Source organism: Streptomyces sp. NPDC058812 (assembly GCF_042744565.1).
Taxonomy (GTDB): Bacteria; Actinomycetota; Actinomycetes; order Streptomycetales; family Streptomycetaceae; genus Streptomyces; species Streptomyces thinghirensis.
Map to the genome: position 1 here is coordinate 40593 of NZ_JBHYOB010000025.1, position 14322 is coordinate 54914.

Sequence of the window (14322 nt, forward strand, 5' to 3'; positions counted from 1 at the left end):
CTGATGATCCCGAAGACAGGAGCAGCAACGATGCAGTACGTGAAGCTCGGTTCGACGGGCCTGGACGTGTCGCGGATCTGCCTGGGCTGCATGACCTACGGCGATCCCGGCCGCGGCACGCACGAATGGACCCTCGACGAGGAGGCCTCGCGTCCGCTGATCCGGCAGGCGCTGGAGGCCGGCATCACCTTCTTCGACACGGCCAACGTCTACTCCGACGGCACCAGCGAGGAGATCGTCGGCAAGGCGCTGCGCGACTTCGCCCGCCGGGACGACATCGTGCTCGCGACCAAGGTGAACGGCCGGATGCGGCCCGGACCCAACGGCGCCGGGCTGTCCCGCAAGGCGATCATGACCGAGATCGACCACAGCCTGCGGCGCCTGGGCACCGACTACGTCGACCTCTACCAGATCCACCGCTTCGACCCGCACACGCCGGTCGAGGAGACGATGGAGGCCCTGCACGACCTGGTGAAGGCGGGCAAGGTCCGCTACATCGGGGCCAGTTCGATGTACGCCTGGCAGTTCTCCAAGGCCCAGTACACCGCCGAGCGCCACGGCTGGACGAAATTCGTGTCCATGCAGAACCACTACAACCTCGTCTACCGCGAGGAGGAGCGCGAGATGCTGCCCCTCTGCGCGGACCAGGGCGTCGGCGTGCTGCCCTGGAGCCCGCTCGCCCGCGGGCGGCTCACCCGGGACTGGGACACCGCCACGGAGCGCAGCGCCACCGACAACTTCGGCAGCACGCTCTACCAGGAGGGCGACCGTGCCGTGGTCGAGGCCGTCACGCGCATCGCCGGTGACCGCGGCGTGCCGCGCGCCCAGGTGGCTCTCGCCTGGCTGCTGCACCAGGACGCGGTGACCGCGCCGATCATCGGCGCGTCGAAGCCGGGGCACCTGGAGGACGCCGTGGCGGCGGTCGAGCTGACGCTCGGTGAGAAGGAGATCGAGGAGCTGGAGCGGCCCTACGCGCCGCACCCGATCGCCGGTCACTGATACCCGACTCGACGTGTCAGGGGCCCGTTCCGGGCTCCAGGGCGGTGACGGACACCGACGACTCGTCGCCGCCCACCGGGACCTCGCCGGCCCTCCACTCGACCTTGAGCGGGTCCCGTTCGTCCGGCGGCGTGACGAGCAGCGCCGCCGGGGTGGCGGTGCGGGCGCCGCTGATCTGCGGGCTGGAGAACGACAGCCCGGCCCACGCGCTCTTCCCCGGGGTCAGCGTGACCGTCCGGGGGGAGGAGGGTGCGCGCTCGGGGTCCGGGCCCAGCTGCTTGCCGGACGCGTCGACGAACGCGGCGCCGGGATACCCGTACAGGGTGCAGGTGCGGTCGGCGGTGTTGGTCAGCACGATCGGGAAGTTCCGCTGTCCGGCGCCGGGGTCGACGCGGCCGACGGCGGCGCGCAGCTCGGAGGTGTGGCAGCGGCCGTCGGTGCGGGCGGAGGCGGAGGCGGAACCGGCGGTGTCGCTGGGCGTGGTGGTGGCCGCGGGGGTGGTGGAGGCACCGGTGTCCGGACTGGTCGTGCGCGGCGCCTCGGTGGGTTGTGGGGCGCTCGACGTGCTGCTCTCGTCGCCGCAGGCGCTCAGCAGGCCGAGGAGCGCGATCGCGCTCGCCAGCAGAGCGGTGCGGTGTACGGGCTGGGACGTGTTCGCCATCGCTTCTCCACACTCCCGTCAGTCTCGCGCACGGTCCGCTGCCTGTGCGGCGGCACCGTACGCCCTGTGCCTTCGAGTGTCCCGCCGCGCGGCCCGGGAAACGACGGCTGCGCTCCGGAGACGAGGTGCGCCCCTCCGGAGCCGGAGGTGCGCCCCTCCGGAGCACTCCTCCGGCTCACTCCTCGTCGAGCAGCCCCAGCTCCGCCCAGATCGTCTTGCCCTCGGTCGTGTGCCGGCTGCCCCAGCGCTGGGTGAGCTGGGCCACCAGCAGCAGCCCGCGGCCGCCCTCGTCCCAGGTCTTGGCCCGGCGCAGATGCGGCGCCGTGTGGCTGGTGTCGGAGACCTCGCAGATCAGCGTGGCCGTGTCGTGAATCAGCCGCAGCCGGATGGGCGGGGAGCCGTACCGGATGGCGTTGGTGACCAGCTCGCTCACGACCAGTTCGGCGGTGAAGGACGCCTCCAGCAGGGCCCAGGCGGACAACTGCTCGACGACCTGCTTGCGGACGGGGGCGACCAGCGACGGGTCGGCCGGAATGTCCCACGTCGCGACCTGGCCGGCGGGCAGCCCCCGGGTACGGGCCAGCAGCAGCGCCACGTCGTCGGCGGCGCTGCCCGAGGGGAGCAGCGCGTTCAGCACCCGGTCGCACGTCGCGTCCAGCGATTCGGCGGGGGCCGCCAGGGCCTCGCGCAGCAGCGCCTGACCGGCGTCGGCGTCCCGTTCCCGGCTCTCGACCAGCCCGTCGGTGTAGAACGACAGCACGGTGCCCTCGCGCAGTTCCAGCTCGGCGGACTCGAACGGCAGCCCGCCCACGCCCAGCGGGGGTCCGGAGGGCAGCTCGATCTGTTGGGGCGGGCCGTCCGGCGGGACGAGGACGGGCGGCGGGTGCCCGGCCCGGGCCAGGGCACAGCGCCGCGACACCGGGTCGTACACCGCGTACAGGCAGGTGGCGCCGACCTCGCCCGCGCCGTCGTCGCCGGACTCCTCGGACAGCCGGACGACCAGGTCGTCGAGGTGGGTGAGCAGCTCGTCGGGCGTCAGATCGATGTCGGCGAGGGTGCGGACGGCGGTGCGCAGCCGGCCCATGGTGGCCGAGGCCTGGATGCCGTGGCCGACGACGTCCCCGACGACCATGGCGACCCGCATCCCGGACAGCGGGATGATGTCGAACCAGTCGCCGCCGACCCCCGAACGGGCCGCCGGGAGGTAGCGGGAGGCCGCCTCCACCGCGGCGGTGGGCGGCAGCCACCGCGGAAGCAGACTGCGCTGCAAGGTCAGCGTGGCCTCGCGCTCGCGGGAGTAACGGCGGGCGTTGTCGATGCAGACGGCGGCGCGGGCGGAAACCTCCTCGGCCAGCAGCACGTCGTCGTGGGTGAACGGGTAGGGCTGCCGGAACCGGGTGAAGACCGCGACGCCGAGGGTGGTGCCGCGGGCCTGGAGCGGCACGGACATCGTGGAGTGGATGCCGTACTCCCTGACCCGCCGAAGGCGGACGGGGTCCCATTCCAGCCACCGCTCGAGGTCGCCGAAGGCCTCCGCGGCGACGATCGCCTGCCCCGAGAGCAGAGATTCGGCCTGGGGCGAGCCGGCCGGGTAGACGTCCAGCTGTCCCGGTTCGGCCACCGCCTCCGGGCCGCCCGGGGCGACCGACCGGTGGGCCGTCCTGCGCAGGCCGACCGGCGGCTCGAGCACGGCGGCGGGCTCACCGCCGTTTTCGAGCGGGTCCAGCAGGTCGACGCTCACGAAGTCGGCGAGCGCGGGCACGCACACGTCCGCCAGCTCCTGGGCCGTACGGGTGACGTCGAGCGTGCTGCCGATGCGCACGCTGGCCTCGTTGACCAGTTGCAACCGCTCCCGGGCGAGGTGCTGCTCCGTGAGGTCGTGGACGCTCACACACACGCCGCGGACCTGGCCGCCGGCGTCGGTGAGCGGCGCGATACGGGCGTTCCACGCGTGGGCGCGGCTCTCGCCGACGGCCCTGAGATGGGCCTGCATGTCGTACCGGCGGCCGGAGGCCAGTACCCGCCGCATCTGACGTTCGAGTTCCGCGTTCTGCGGCCGGCCGCTCATGTCGGTGGCCCGCAGACCGCGGAGGCGGTCGGGCGGGAGTCCGACGAGCTGCGCCATGGCGTCGTTGACACCGCGCAGCAGGAGCCGGTCGTCGAAGATCATCATGGCGCAGGGGGCCTGGGTGAGAGCGGCTCTGACCAGCGGGTCGTCCGCCGGGTCGGGACCGCGCTCCAAGGGGGCGACGGCGAGCCACGTGCGAGGTGCGCCGTCCTGTGCCGGTCTGCGGTGGGCGAGCACCCACACGGACACGGTGTGCCCGTCGCGGTGCCGCAGCGCCAGGGTGCCGTTCCAGTGCTCGTCGCCGGGACCGGGGGGCGTGCCGTCTTCGCCGTCGGCCAGCAGCCCGGCGGCGGGGCGCCCCACGACGTCGGCGGCGGGATGGCCCAGCAGCAGGCTGGCGCCCTCGTTCCACTCCAGCAGGGTGCCGGAGTCGTCGACGACTGCGCGGGCCGTGGCGGCATCGTCGAACGGGTTGACCGGACTCATCGTCGCCACTCCATTGCGCACACCCTCAGTGAACAGCGCGTCACCTGAGTCCCAGCCTAGTGCGTCCGGGCCCCGTGCGGACCCGAACCACCGGGCCCGCCACCGTCCCGTGGACGCGGAGGCCACCGAGCGCCCGCGCCGCCCGGGACAGAAAGAGCTTTCCGTGGTCTTGACGGCCGCGTGTGGCACGACGTCAGAATCTGTTTGTTCGCGATCAGTTGTGAGTACTTCTGAGCCCTGATGAGCTTGAAGAAGGAGACCCGCCATGACGGTCACGCGCAGATCGGTTCTGATCGCCTCCGCCGCCGCCCCGGCGGCCGGGGCGGCGGCGGGCGCCCCGTCGGCGTGGGCCGCGGACGCCACGGAGAGCGGCGCGGGCCGCGGCACCATCCCCTTGCGCGACGGCTGGCGCTTCCTGCTGGTCGACCCCGACGGTTCCGCCGACGACTCCACCGGCGCCGCGGACCCCGCGTACGACGATTCGGCGTGGCGCGAGGTCGCCGTCCCGCACGACTGGAGCATCGAACAGACGCCCACCACCGAGCACGGCACCACCAGCGGCACCGGCTTCCTGCCGGGCGGCCTCGGCTGGTACCGCCTCGCCTTCACCCTGCCGCCCGCCCTCGCCGGCAAGCGGATCTCGGTCGAGTTCGACGGCGTCTACATGGACTCCCGCGTCCACTGCAACGGCCGGGAGGCCGGCCGCCATCCCTACGGCTACACCGGTTTCGCCCTCGATCTCACCGACCTGGCGCACACCGACGGCCGCACCGAGAACGTCCTCGCGGTCCAGGTGCGCAACCAGTTGCCGAGCAGCCGCTGGTACTCCGGCAGTGGCATCTACCGCGAGGTTCGCCTCGTCGTCACCGAACCGGTGCACGTACGGCGCTGGGGCACGTACGTCACCACACCGCAGGTGAGCGAGGAGCGCGCCGTAGTCCGGGTGGAGACGTCCGTCGTGAACGCGTCGGGCACCGCGCGCGAGGTCGAGATCAGGTCGGCGGTCAAGGACGCGGACGGACGCACCGTGGCCCGCTCCGCCTCCACGGCCCGCGTCGCCGAAGAGGCGAGCGAAACCCATGAACTCACGGTCGTCCGCCCCCGGATGTGGGACTTCGCGACCCCGCACCGCTACACCCTGCACACCGAACTGCGCGTCGGCGGCCGGACCGTCGACACCTACCGCACCCCGTTCGGTATCCGCACCTTCCACGTCGACCCCGAGGAGGGCTTCCACCTCAACGGCGGGTACGCCAAGATCAAGGGCGTCGACCTGCACCACGACCTCGGCGCACTCGGCGCCGCCGTGAGCATCGACGCGATCCGCCGCCAGATGACCATCATGAAGTCGATGGGCGTCAACGCCTTCCGCACCTCCCACAACCCGCCCGCGCCCGAGATGGTCGAGGTCTGCGCGGAGATGGGCATCATCATGCTGGTGGAGGCCTTCGACTGCTGGCGCACCGGCAAGAACCGCTACGACTACGGCCGGTTCTTCGACGAGTGGTGCGAGAAGGACGCCACCGAGATGGTGCTGGCGGCCCGCAACTCGCCCGCCGTGGTGATGTGGTCCATCGGCAACGAGGTCCCCGACTCCACCTCCACCGCCGGACTCGCCATGGCCGACCGGGTCATCGACGCCATCCGGGCCGCCGACGACACCCGCCCGCTGGTCATCGGCTCCGACAAGTACCGCAGGATGCCCGCCAAGGGCTCCGCGGCCGACCTGATGCTGGCCAAGCTGGACGGACTCGGCCTCAACTACAACACCGCCAAGTCGGTGGACGACCTGCACGCGGCCTACCCGCACCTCTTCCTCTTCGAGTCCGAGTCGTCGTCCGAGACCTCCACGCGCGGCACCTACCAGGAGCCGGAGCACCTCAACACCGGCGAGAACCAGACGCCCGGGAAGCGGGCCACCTCGTCCTACGACAACAACCTCGCCTCATGGACCATGAGCGGCGAGTACGGCCACAAGAAGGACCGGGACCGGAAGTGGTTCGCCGGCCAGTTCCTGTGGTCCGGCATCGACTACATCGGCGAGCCGACGCCGTACGACGTCTTCCCGGTGAAGGCCTCGTTCTTCGGCGCGGTCGACACCGCCGGCTTCCCGAAGGACATGTACCACCTGTTCCGGAGCCAGTGGACGGACAAGCCGATGGTCCACCTGCTGCCGACGACCTGGAACCACCGCGAGGGCGACACGGTCGAGGTCTGGGCGTACGCCAATGTCGAAACCGTCGAGCTGTTCCTGAACGGCAGGTCCCTCGGCACCCGCACCTTCGACACGAAGAAGACCGTCGACGGCCGGACGTACCTGGAGACCACCGAGGCCACCGGTGACGACAAGACCTTCACCGAGGGCCCCTACCCCGGCAGTTACACCAGCCCGAACGGCAGCGCGGGCAAGCTCCACCTGACCTGGAAGGTGGCCTTCGAAGCGGGCGAGCTGAAGGCCGTCGCCCGGCGGGCCGGCAGGGCGGTCGCCACCGACGTCCTGCGCACCGCGGGGGCGCCGCACGCCGTACGCCTCACCCCGGACCGCGAGAGTGTCGCCGCGGACGGCCGCTCCCTGGTCTTCGTGACGGCCGAGGTGGTCGACCGGCGCGGGGTGGTGGTGCCCGGCGCCGAGCACCTGCTCTCCTTCGACGTCGCGGGCGGCTCCCTGGCCGGACTGGACAACGGCCGTCAGGAGAGCGCCGAGCGCTATCAGGCCAGTACCCGAACCGCCTTCCACGGCAAGGCCCTCGCCATCGTGCGGTCCGGCACCCGGCCGGGCACGGTGCGGGTGACGGCCCGCGCGGACGGGCTGCGTACGGACACGGCGACCGTGCGCGCCCGCCGCGCCGAGTCCCGCGCCACCACACCGGCCGCGGAGTTCCGGCCCGAACACCCGGCGCCCCTGGACCTCCCGCACGCGGACGCGAGTTACTCCGGCCGCCCCGACACGCTCCCCGCCGCCATGCTCGACGGCGACCCGGCGACCGGCTGGTCCAACGGCTTCCACAAGGCGGCCACCGCACTGCTGCCCGCCTTCGACGGGGCCCGCGCCGAGGACTGGGTCTCGGTCGACCACGGCCGCCGGCGCGCCTACGACCGGATCGAGGTCTCCTTCACCGTCGGCGCCACCCACAGCCTGCCCGCCACGGTCGAGGTCGCCGTCTGGGACGGCCGTGCCTGGCGAGCGGCCAAGGGGGCGCGGACCGACTGGGCCGCCGCGTCCGACGCGCCGACCCTCATCACCTTCGAGCCGGTGCGCGGCTCCCGGGTCCGCCTCACGCTGACCAGCCGCCACCCCGGTGAGCCGAAGGGCGCGATCCGCATCAGCCGCCTGGAGGCGCCCGTCGTCTGAGCCGTCGCGCGGGGTCCGGACGGGAACCAGTCCCGTCCGGACCGTTGACGGGGTGTCATGTCTGCCACAAGCATGGCTGCGACCGCTTTTGGGAGCGCTCCCATTATTGACGCCTCCCTCGACGTGAGCGCCATCCGCACCTCCCCCGAGGAGCCCAGACGTGAGAAAACGCAGAACCGCGCTCGTCTCCCTGACCGCGCTGCTGGCGGCGGCCGTCACCGCGCTGCCCGCCGCCCCGGCCGGCGCCGAGGAGACCGAGCAGGTCAAGAACGGCACCTTCGACAACGGCACCGAGTCCTGGTGGACGAGCGACAACGTCACCGCTGACGTGTCCGACGGCCGGCTGTGCGCCGACGCCCCCGGCGGCACCGCCAACCGCTGGGACGCGGCCGTCGGCCAGAACGGCATCACCCTCGTCGCGGGGGAGTCGTACAGGTTCTCCTTCACCGCGACCGGCACGCCCGCCGACCACGTGGTCCGGGCGATCGTGGGTCTGTCGGTGTCCCCGTACGACACCTACCACGAGGTCAGCCCGCAGCTGAGCGTCTCCGGCAACACCTACTCGTACACCTTCACCGCACCCGTCGACACCACGCAGGGCCAGGTCGGCTTCCAGCTCGGCGGCACCCCCGACCCCTGGCGGTTCTGCGTCGACGACGTGTCCCTGCTGGGCGGCGTGGCACCCGAGCCGTACGTGCCCGACACGGGACCGCGGGTCCGGGTCAACCAGGTCGGCTACCTGCCGTCCGGCCCGAAGAACGCCACCGTCGTCACCGACGCCACCTCGCCCCTGCGCTGGCAGCTGAAGGACGACCGCGGGCGGGCCGTCAGCCACGGCTGGAGCGTGCCGCGCGGCGTGGACGCCTCCTCCGGGCAGAACGTCCACTCGATCGACTTCGGCCGCTTCAAGGAGCGCGGCGAGGGCTACACCCTGGTCGCGGACGGTGAGACCAGCCGCCCCTTCGACATCGGCACGGCCGCCTACGAACGGCTGCGCACCGACTCCGCGAAGTACTACTACACCCAGCGCAGCGGCACCCCCATCAGCGGCGACCTGCGCCCGGGCTACGCCCGCCCCGCCGGACACGTGGGCGTGGCGCCCAACCAGGGCGACACCGAGGTGCCCTGCCAACCCGGCGTCTGCGACTACACGCTCGACGTCTCCGGCGGCTGGTACGACGCCGGCGACCACGGCAAGTACGTCGTCAACGGCGGCATCTCCACCTGGGAGCTGCTCAGCACCTACGAGCGCTCGCTGCACGCCCGTACCGGGGAGCCGTCGAAGCTCGGCGACGGCACCCTCGGTATCCCGGAGAGCGGGAACAAGGTGCCGGACATCCTCGACGAGGTCCGCTGGGAGCTGGACTTCCTGCTGAAGATGCAGGTGCCGGACGGGCAGCCGCTGGCCGGCATGGCCCACCACAAGATCCACGACGAGGCGTGGACCGGGCTGCCGCTGCTGCCCAGCGACGACCCGCAGAAGCGCGAACTGCACCCGCCGACCACCGCGGCCACCCTCAACCTGGCGGCGACGGCGGCCCAGGCGGCCCGCCTCTACCGCCCCTACGACCGGGAGTTCGCCGCGACGGCGCTCGACGCGGCCCGCCAGGCCTGGGCGGCGGCGCTGGCCCACCCGGACGTGCTCGCCGACGAGAGCGACGGCATCGGCGGCGGGGCCTACCCGGACGGCCAGGTCGAGGACGAGTTCTACTGGGCGGCGGCCGAGCTGTACCTGACCACGGGGGAGCGGGACTTCAAGGAGTACGTGCTGAACTCCCCGGTCCACACCGCCGACATCTTCGGCCCGCTCGGCTTCGACTGGGCCCGCACCGCGGCGGCGGCCCGGCTGGACCTGGCGACCGTGCCCAGCAGGCTCCCCGGCCGGGACCAGGTGCGCCGCTCCGTCGTCCAGGGCGCCGACCGGTACCTGGCCACGCTCAAGGCCCACCCCTACGGGATGCCCTACGCCCCCGAGGGCAACGTCTACGACTGGGGCTCCAGCCACCAGATCCTCAACAACGCGGTCGTCCTCGCCACCGCCTACGACATCACCGGCGGCTCGAAGTACCGTGACGGCGCCCTCCAGAGCATGGACTACATCCTGGGCCGCAACGCGCTGAACATGTCGTACGTCACCGGCTACGGCGAGGTCAACGCCCACAACCAGCACAGCCGCTGGTACGCCAAGCAGCTCGACCCGGCGCTGCCGGCCCCGCCCGACGGCACCCTGTCCGGCGGGCCGAACTCGAACATCCAGGACCCCTACGCACAGAGCAAACTCCAGGGCTGCGTCGCCCAGTTCTGCTTCATCGACGACATCCAGTCCTGGTCGACCAACGAGCACACCATCAACTGGAACGCCGCACTGGCCCGGATGGCCTCCTTCGTGGCGGACCAGAGCTGACCGCACCACCGCCCCGCCCGCCTCCCGCGGTACCGTCGTAAAGCTGATCTGACCTGCGGATATTTACGGGTCAGTACCCGCGCGGTACCGTGGGAGGCATGCCAGCTCTGAACGTGGAGTTCAGCGACCGCGAGCTAGAGGATCTTCGGCAGATCGCCAAGGAACGCGGTACGTCGATGAAGGCGCTCGTGCGGGAGGCCGCCGCCGCCGACATAGCCCGGCACCGGGCGCTGCAGGAGGGCGCGGAGGCGTTCCGCCGGTTCTTCTCGGCCCACGCCGACGAGTTCGCGGCCGCCTTTCCGGACGACGAACCACCGTCCGTCAGGGGCGAGGGGCGGGCCGCCTGATCCATGGCGCCGGTCCTGCACATCGACGTGCCCTGGCTGCTCCAGCGCCATGAGGAAGTGCTGCCGGAGCAGCCCACCATCAACGACTTCTCCGCGTTGGTCGCCGCCGTCGCCCGGCACCGCGTCGACCCGCCCCGCCTCGGGGTGGACTCCGACCCGGCCTGGCGTGCCGCCGCCCTGCTGCACACGCTCGCCGTGCTCAAGCCCCTGCCCTCGGCCAACGCCCGCTTCGCCTGCGCGACCGCCGTCGCGTACATGTTCGCCAGTGGCGTCGGCATCGACCCGCCCTACGGCGCCCTGGTCGACCTCGCGCGTGACCTGATGTCCGGCGGGGCCGACGTCTACGGCGCGGCCGACCGGCTGCGTTCCTGGCAGATCTGAAGCCCGGCCGGTCGGCGCGGCCCCTTCTCGGGGCCACCGACCGAGGACGGGAGGAACGGGGCCGGCGGCCCGCTCGCGCAGGAGAGCCGCCGTCCCGCGCGGGGCCTTCCGAGAAGGGCCGCCACCAGTCCGCTACGCCGGGGCGTGCGCCGGGAGCGTGCGCGGCGCACCGGCGTGTGCACGTGTTTCACACGGGGCGCGTGAAGAAAGCCGAAAGCAGGTGCAGGCCGCATGAGTTGCCGCGGAATCTGACCTTCTTTCAAAGGGGGACTCGTGTTGCCCGGTCGCCTTGTTGACCATGAGTGGTTTGTGCGAGAGTGAAGCACCCGTGCGGGGGGTAAAGGCCGGGTCTCGCACGCGTCTTGATGAGCCAGGTCCGATTTCGCCGTGGCGAATTCACGCTCCCCACACCGCGCCCAAAAGGTATACACCAATCCGGGGTCCCTTTTCGGCGATCAGAACTTCTGAGTCACCTGCGCGTGGGAAGGAAACATCTCAGTGCCCACCCCCCACCCCCCTCGACCCGCGTACCCGCCCTCCGGCGGGGACCCCGGGGAGTCCGACGAGCTGCTGGCCGCGCGGCTCAGGGACGGCCCCGAGAGCGATGCGACCCGGACCGCCGCGCTGCTGATGGCACGCCACTGGCAGCCCGCCCACGACTACGCGACCATCTGCCTCGCCACGTCGGCCCAGGCAACCGCGATGGTCACCGCCGCCGCCTGGCACCGGGTCCTGGACCGGCTCGCCGAGGGCGAGCCCGCCGCGGCCCTGCGTCCGCGACTGCTGGTGGCCGTACGGGACACGGTCCGGCAGTGGTCCGCCGACGACGGGATATCCGGCGTTCTTCCGCAACTGCTCAAACCCGCGGGCGGACGTGGTATGCGGGCGGCGAAGTCGCTGACTCCGGAAAACCGAACGCTTGCCGCACGTGCATTCGCTTCCCTTCCCGGACCGGCCCGTTGTTTGCTGTGGCACACGGAGGTCGAGGGCGAGCCCATAAGCGTCCCGGCCGGTCTGCTCGGCATGGATACCGACACCGCGTCGGCCACACTCGAACAGGCGCGTGAGAAATTCCGCGAGGGTTGTCTGCACGCACATCGGCAACTCGCGCCGACCCAGGACTGCCGCTTCCACAGCCGTCTCCTCGACGTCCCCATCCGCCGGGGCGGCGCCCTGCTGCCGGACGTCCGGAAACATCTGGCGGACTGCCGCCACTGCCGACACGCGGCCGACCAACTCAGCCACTTCGAGCGCGCATTGGGGACGCTGATCGCCGAAGCGGTGCTCGGCTGGGGTGCCCGGCGCTATCTCGACTCCCGACCGGGGCGCGCGACGCTGGGCGCGCTCGCCAAGGGTGCCGCGCGGCACCGCGGCGGACGCCCCGGGCTACTGGCCCGGATCCCCGTGCCCGCGCGCGGGGTGCCCGGCAGGTCGCGTTCCGGCCGGTCGGTGCTCAGGCAGTTCGGCGCCGCCTCGGCCGGAGTGCTGGCGATCGTGCTCGTGGTGAGCGTGTGGTCGTACGACGGCGGTGGCGCCGATCCGGCCGCCTCCACCAGCGCCGTCGGCGAGGACGGCGACACGTCCGGGACCAGCCGCCCGAAACCGCCCGGCGCGGCCGGGCTGCCCACGGCGGCGGACCGGACGCGGCTGCGCAACATCGCCGCGGACCTGTGCCTCGACGTCCGGGGCGAGCCGAAGGCCGGCGCGGGGGCCCGGCTGGCGAGGTGCTCCGAGGCGTGGACCCAGCAGTGGACCTACGAGGACGACGGGCTGCTGCGCAGCGTCGCCGACCCGGGGCTGTGTCTGGACTCGCAGGCGGACGCCGGAGTCGTCGTCCTCGGTACCTGCGCCGACGAGGGCACCGCGCGAGGCGACGACGTGCGCTACGACCTGACCGGGCAGGGGGAGTTGGTGCCGCGTCGGCAGAAGCAGCTCGCCCTCGCCGCCACCACGGGTGCCCCGGACGCCGACGTAGTCGTCAAGGTCCACGACGGCTCCGACGGCCAGCGCTGGCGGACCGACCCGGTACCGACTGCGGAGGGTTCCCTGTCGATCGCCGGTACCGGCACCCCGGACGCCCGGCGCGTGGAGCTGCCGGGCGGCTGAGGCGGGCCCGGCGACGTCCGGTGCGTTGGACGGCGCTCCCAAGGGGCGCGGGGCCGTACGGGGTTCGCGCCCACCACCGCGTGGGCGCGACCAGCCACGACGGCCCCCCGGCGGGTCAGGCGGGACCCTCGACGAGGTCGGCGGGGCCGGGCGTGGCCGGAGAAGCGTGCCCGGACAGGGCCAGGGTGAGGTCGAGTTCGGCGAGCAGGCAGCGGATCACATGCTCGACGCCCGCCTGTCCGTCGAGACCCAGACCGTAGACGTAGGGGCGGCCGAGGAGCACCGCTCGCGCGCCGAGCGCGAGCGCCTTGAAGACGTCGTCACCGGTGCGGACGCCGCTGTCGAACAGCACGGTGAGCCGGTCGCCGACCGCCTCCACCACGCGCGGCAGGGCATCGGCCGCCGCGACGGAGCCCGCCACCTGACGGCCGCCGTGATTGGACACCACCACGCCGTCCATCCCCGCGTCGGCGGCGAGCTGGGCGTCGTCCGGGTGCAGGACGCCCTTGAGGACGATCGGGCCGTCCCAGTTCTCCCGCAGGAACGCCAGGTCCGGCCAGGACTTGGCGGGATCGGAGAACATCCCGACGAAGTGCAGCACGGCCGCGTTCGGGTCCTCGTGCACGGGCTTCGCCAGCCCTGCCCGGAACGCCGGGTCGGAGAAGTAGTTGGCGGTGCCCACCCCGTGCAGGAACGGCAGATACGCCTGGTCGAGATCGCGCGGGCGCCAGGACAGCAGAGGCGTGTCCAGCGTGACGAACAGCGCGCTGTATCCGGCCGCCTTCGCCCGGTCCAGGAAGCTGCGGGCCACCTCGCGGTCCTTCGGCCAGTACAGCTGGAACCAGCGCTCGGCGTCGCCCATCGCATCGGCGACCTGCTCCATGGACGTGCTCGACGCCGAGGACAGGATGTACGGCACGCCCTGCGCGGCGGCGGCCCGGGCGGCGGCCGGCTCCGCCTCCGGATGCATGATCGACAGGACGCCGACCGGTGCCAGCGCCAGCGGAGCGGGCAGGGGGCGGCCCAGCACCTCGACCGAGAGATCGCGTTCGTGCACGTCCCGCAGCATGCGCGGGACGATCCGGCGCCGGTCGAGGGCCGTCCGGTTGGCGCGCGCGGTGCTGCCGTCACCCGCGCTGCCCGCGACGTACCCGACGGGACCGGGGCCGAGGCGTCGCTCGGTGAGCTCCTCCAGCCGGGTCAGGTCCGTGGGCAGCCGCGGCACGGCACCCGTCATCCCGTTGAGATAGATCTCGTACTGGAAGTCCGCCCAGTGCTTCGCCATCCCCAGGTACCGCCTCTCGTCGTCGAGCTCGCGCCGTCAGCACCGTACCGGTGAGTATGCCGAGGTCGACCGTCAGGGGGAACGGGCCTGTTTCAGGGGTGTTTCAGGCCTATTGGCGAAGGCGCGGATCACGCCATTCGGCCAGTTCATGCCTCAAGAACCGATCAAGACCGGCCCCGTTCCGGACTTGGAACGTTCGAACTCCGTGACTTCACGCCACTGATTCAATACGC

At 72.2% G+C, this 14322-nt stretch carries 9 protein-coding genes; 6 read left to right on the top strand and 3 right to left on the bottom strand.

Annotated elements, in window-relative coordinates:
• The first annotated feature begins 30 nt into the window (after nt 1-30).
• Nucleotides 31-999: an aldo/keto reductase gene (locus ACFW48_RS34590; protein WP_386322001.1), complete on the top strand. Its 969-nt coding sequence runs from the start codon at nt 31-33 to the stop codon at nt 997-999.
• Nucleotides 1000-1015: 16 nt separating this feature from the next.
• Here ACFW48_RS34590 and ACFW48_RS34595 read toward each other — a convergent pair whose 3' ends face one another.
• Together ACFW48_RS34595 and ACFW48_RS34600 are read right to left on the bottom strand one after the other, a co-directional pair.
• Nucleotides 1016-1660 carry a DUF4232 domain-containing protein gene (locus tag ACFW48_RS34595; RefSeq protein WP_386322003.1) on the bottom strand — a complete coding sequence of 215 codons (645 nt, stop codon included), beginning with the start codon at nt 1658-1660 and terminating at the stop codon, nt 1016-1018.
• 175 nt (nt 1661-1835) lie between these two features.
• Nucleotides 1836-4214 (bottom strand): SpoIIE family protein phosphatase, encoded by a 2379-nt coding sequence (locus tag ACFW48_RS34600; protein WP_386322005.1) that lies wholly within the window; start codon nt 4212-4214, stop codon nt 1836-1838.
• A gap of 265 nt (nt 4215-4479) precedes the next feature.
• Here ACFW48_RS34600 and ACFW48_RS34605 point away from each other — a divergent pair, with 265 nt between their 5' ends.
• From ACFW48_RS34605 to ACFW48_RS34625, 5 genes are all read left to right on the top strand, one after another.
• Nucleotides 4480-7566: a glycoside hydrolase family 2 TIM barrel-domain containing protein gene (locus tag ACFW48_RS34605; protein ID WP_386322007.1), complete on the top strand. Its 3087-nt coding sequence runs from the start codon at nt 4480-4482 to the stop codon at nt 7564-7566.
• Nucleotides 7567-7726: 160 nt separating this feature from the next.
• Entirely contained in the window at nt 7727-9970 is a 2244-nt protein-coding gene (locus tag ACFW48_RS34610) for a glycoside hydrolase family 9 protein (RefSeq protein ID WP_386322009.1), read from the top strand.
• Between the two features lie 98 nt (nt 9971-10068).
• The gene (locus ACFW48_RS34615; RefSeq protein WP_345638110.1) at nt 10069-10317 is read left to right on the top strand and encodes a hypothetical protein; all 249 of its coding nucleotides are present in this window, start codon (nt 10069-10071) and stop codon (nt 10315-10317) included.
• A gap of 3 nt (nt 10318-10320) precedes the next feature.
• Nucleotides 10321-10698: a toxin Doc gene (locus ACFW48_RS34620; RefSeq protein ID WP_375907950.1), complete on the top strand. Its 378-nt coding sequence runs from the start codon at nt 10321-10323 to the stop codon at nt 10696-10698.
• 498 nt (nt 10699-11196) lie between these two features.
• Nucleotides 11197-12804: an RICIN domain-containing protein gene (locus ACFW48_RS34625; RefSeq protein WP_386322011.1), complete on the top strand. Its 1608-nt coding sequence runs from the start codon at nt 11197-11199 to the stop codon at nt 12802-12804.
• 115 nt (nt 12805-12919) lie between these two features.
• Here the strand turns inward: ACFW48_RS34625 and ACFW48_RS34630 are convergent, their stop codons facing one another.
• Nucleotides 12920-14089 (bottom strand): lactate 2-monooxygenase, encoded by a 1170-nt coding sequence (locus ACFW48_RS34630; RefSeq protein WP_386322013.1) that lies wholly within the window; start codon nt 14087-14089, stop codon nt 12920-12922.
• Nucleotides 14090-14322 lie beyond the last annotated feature (233 nt).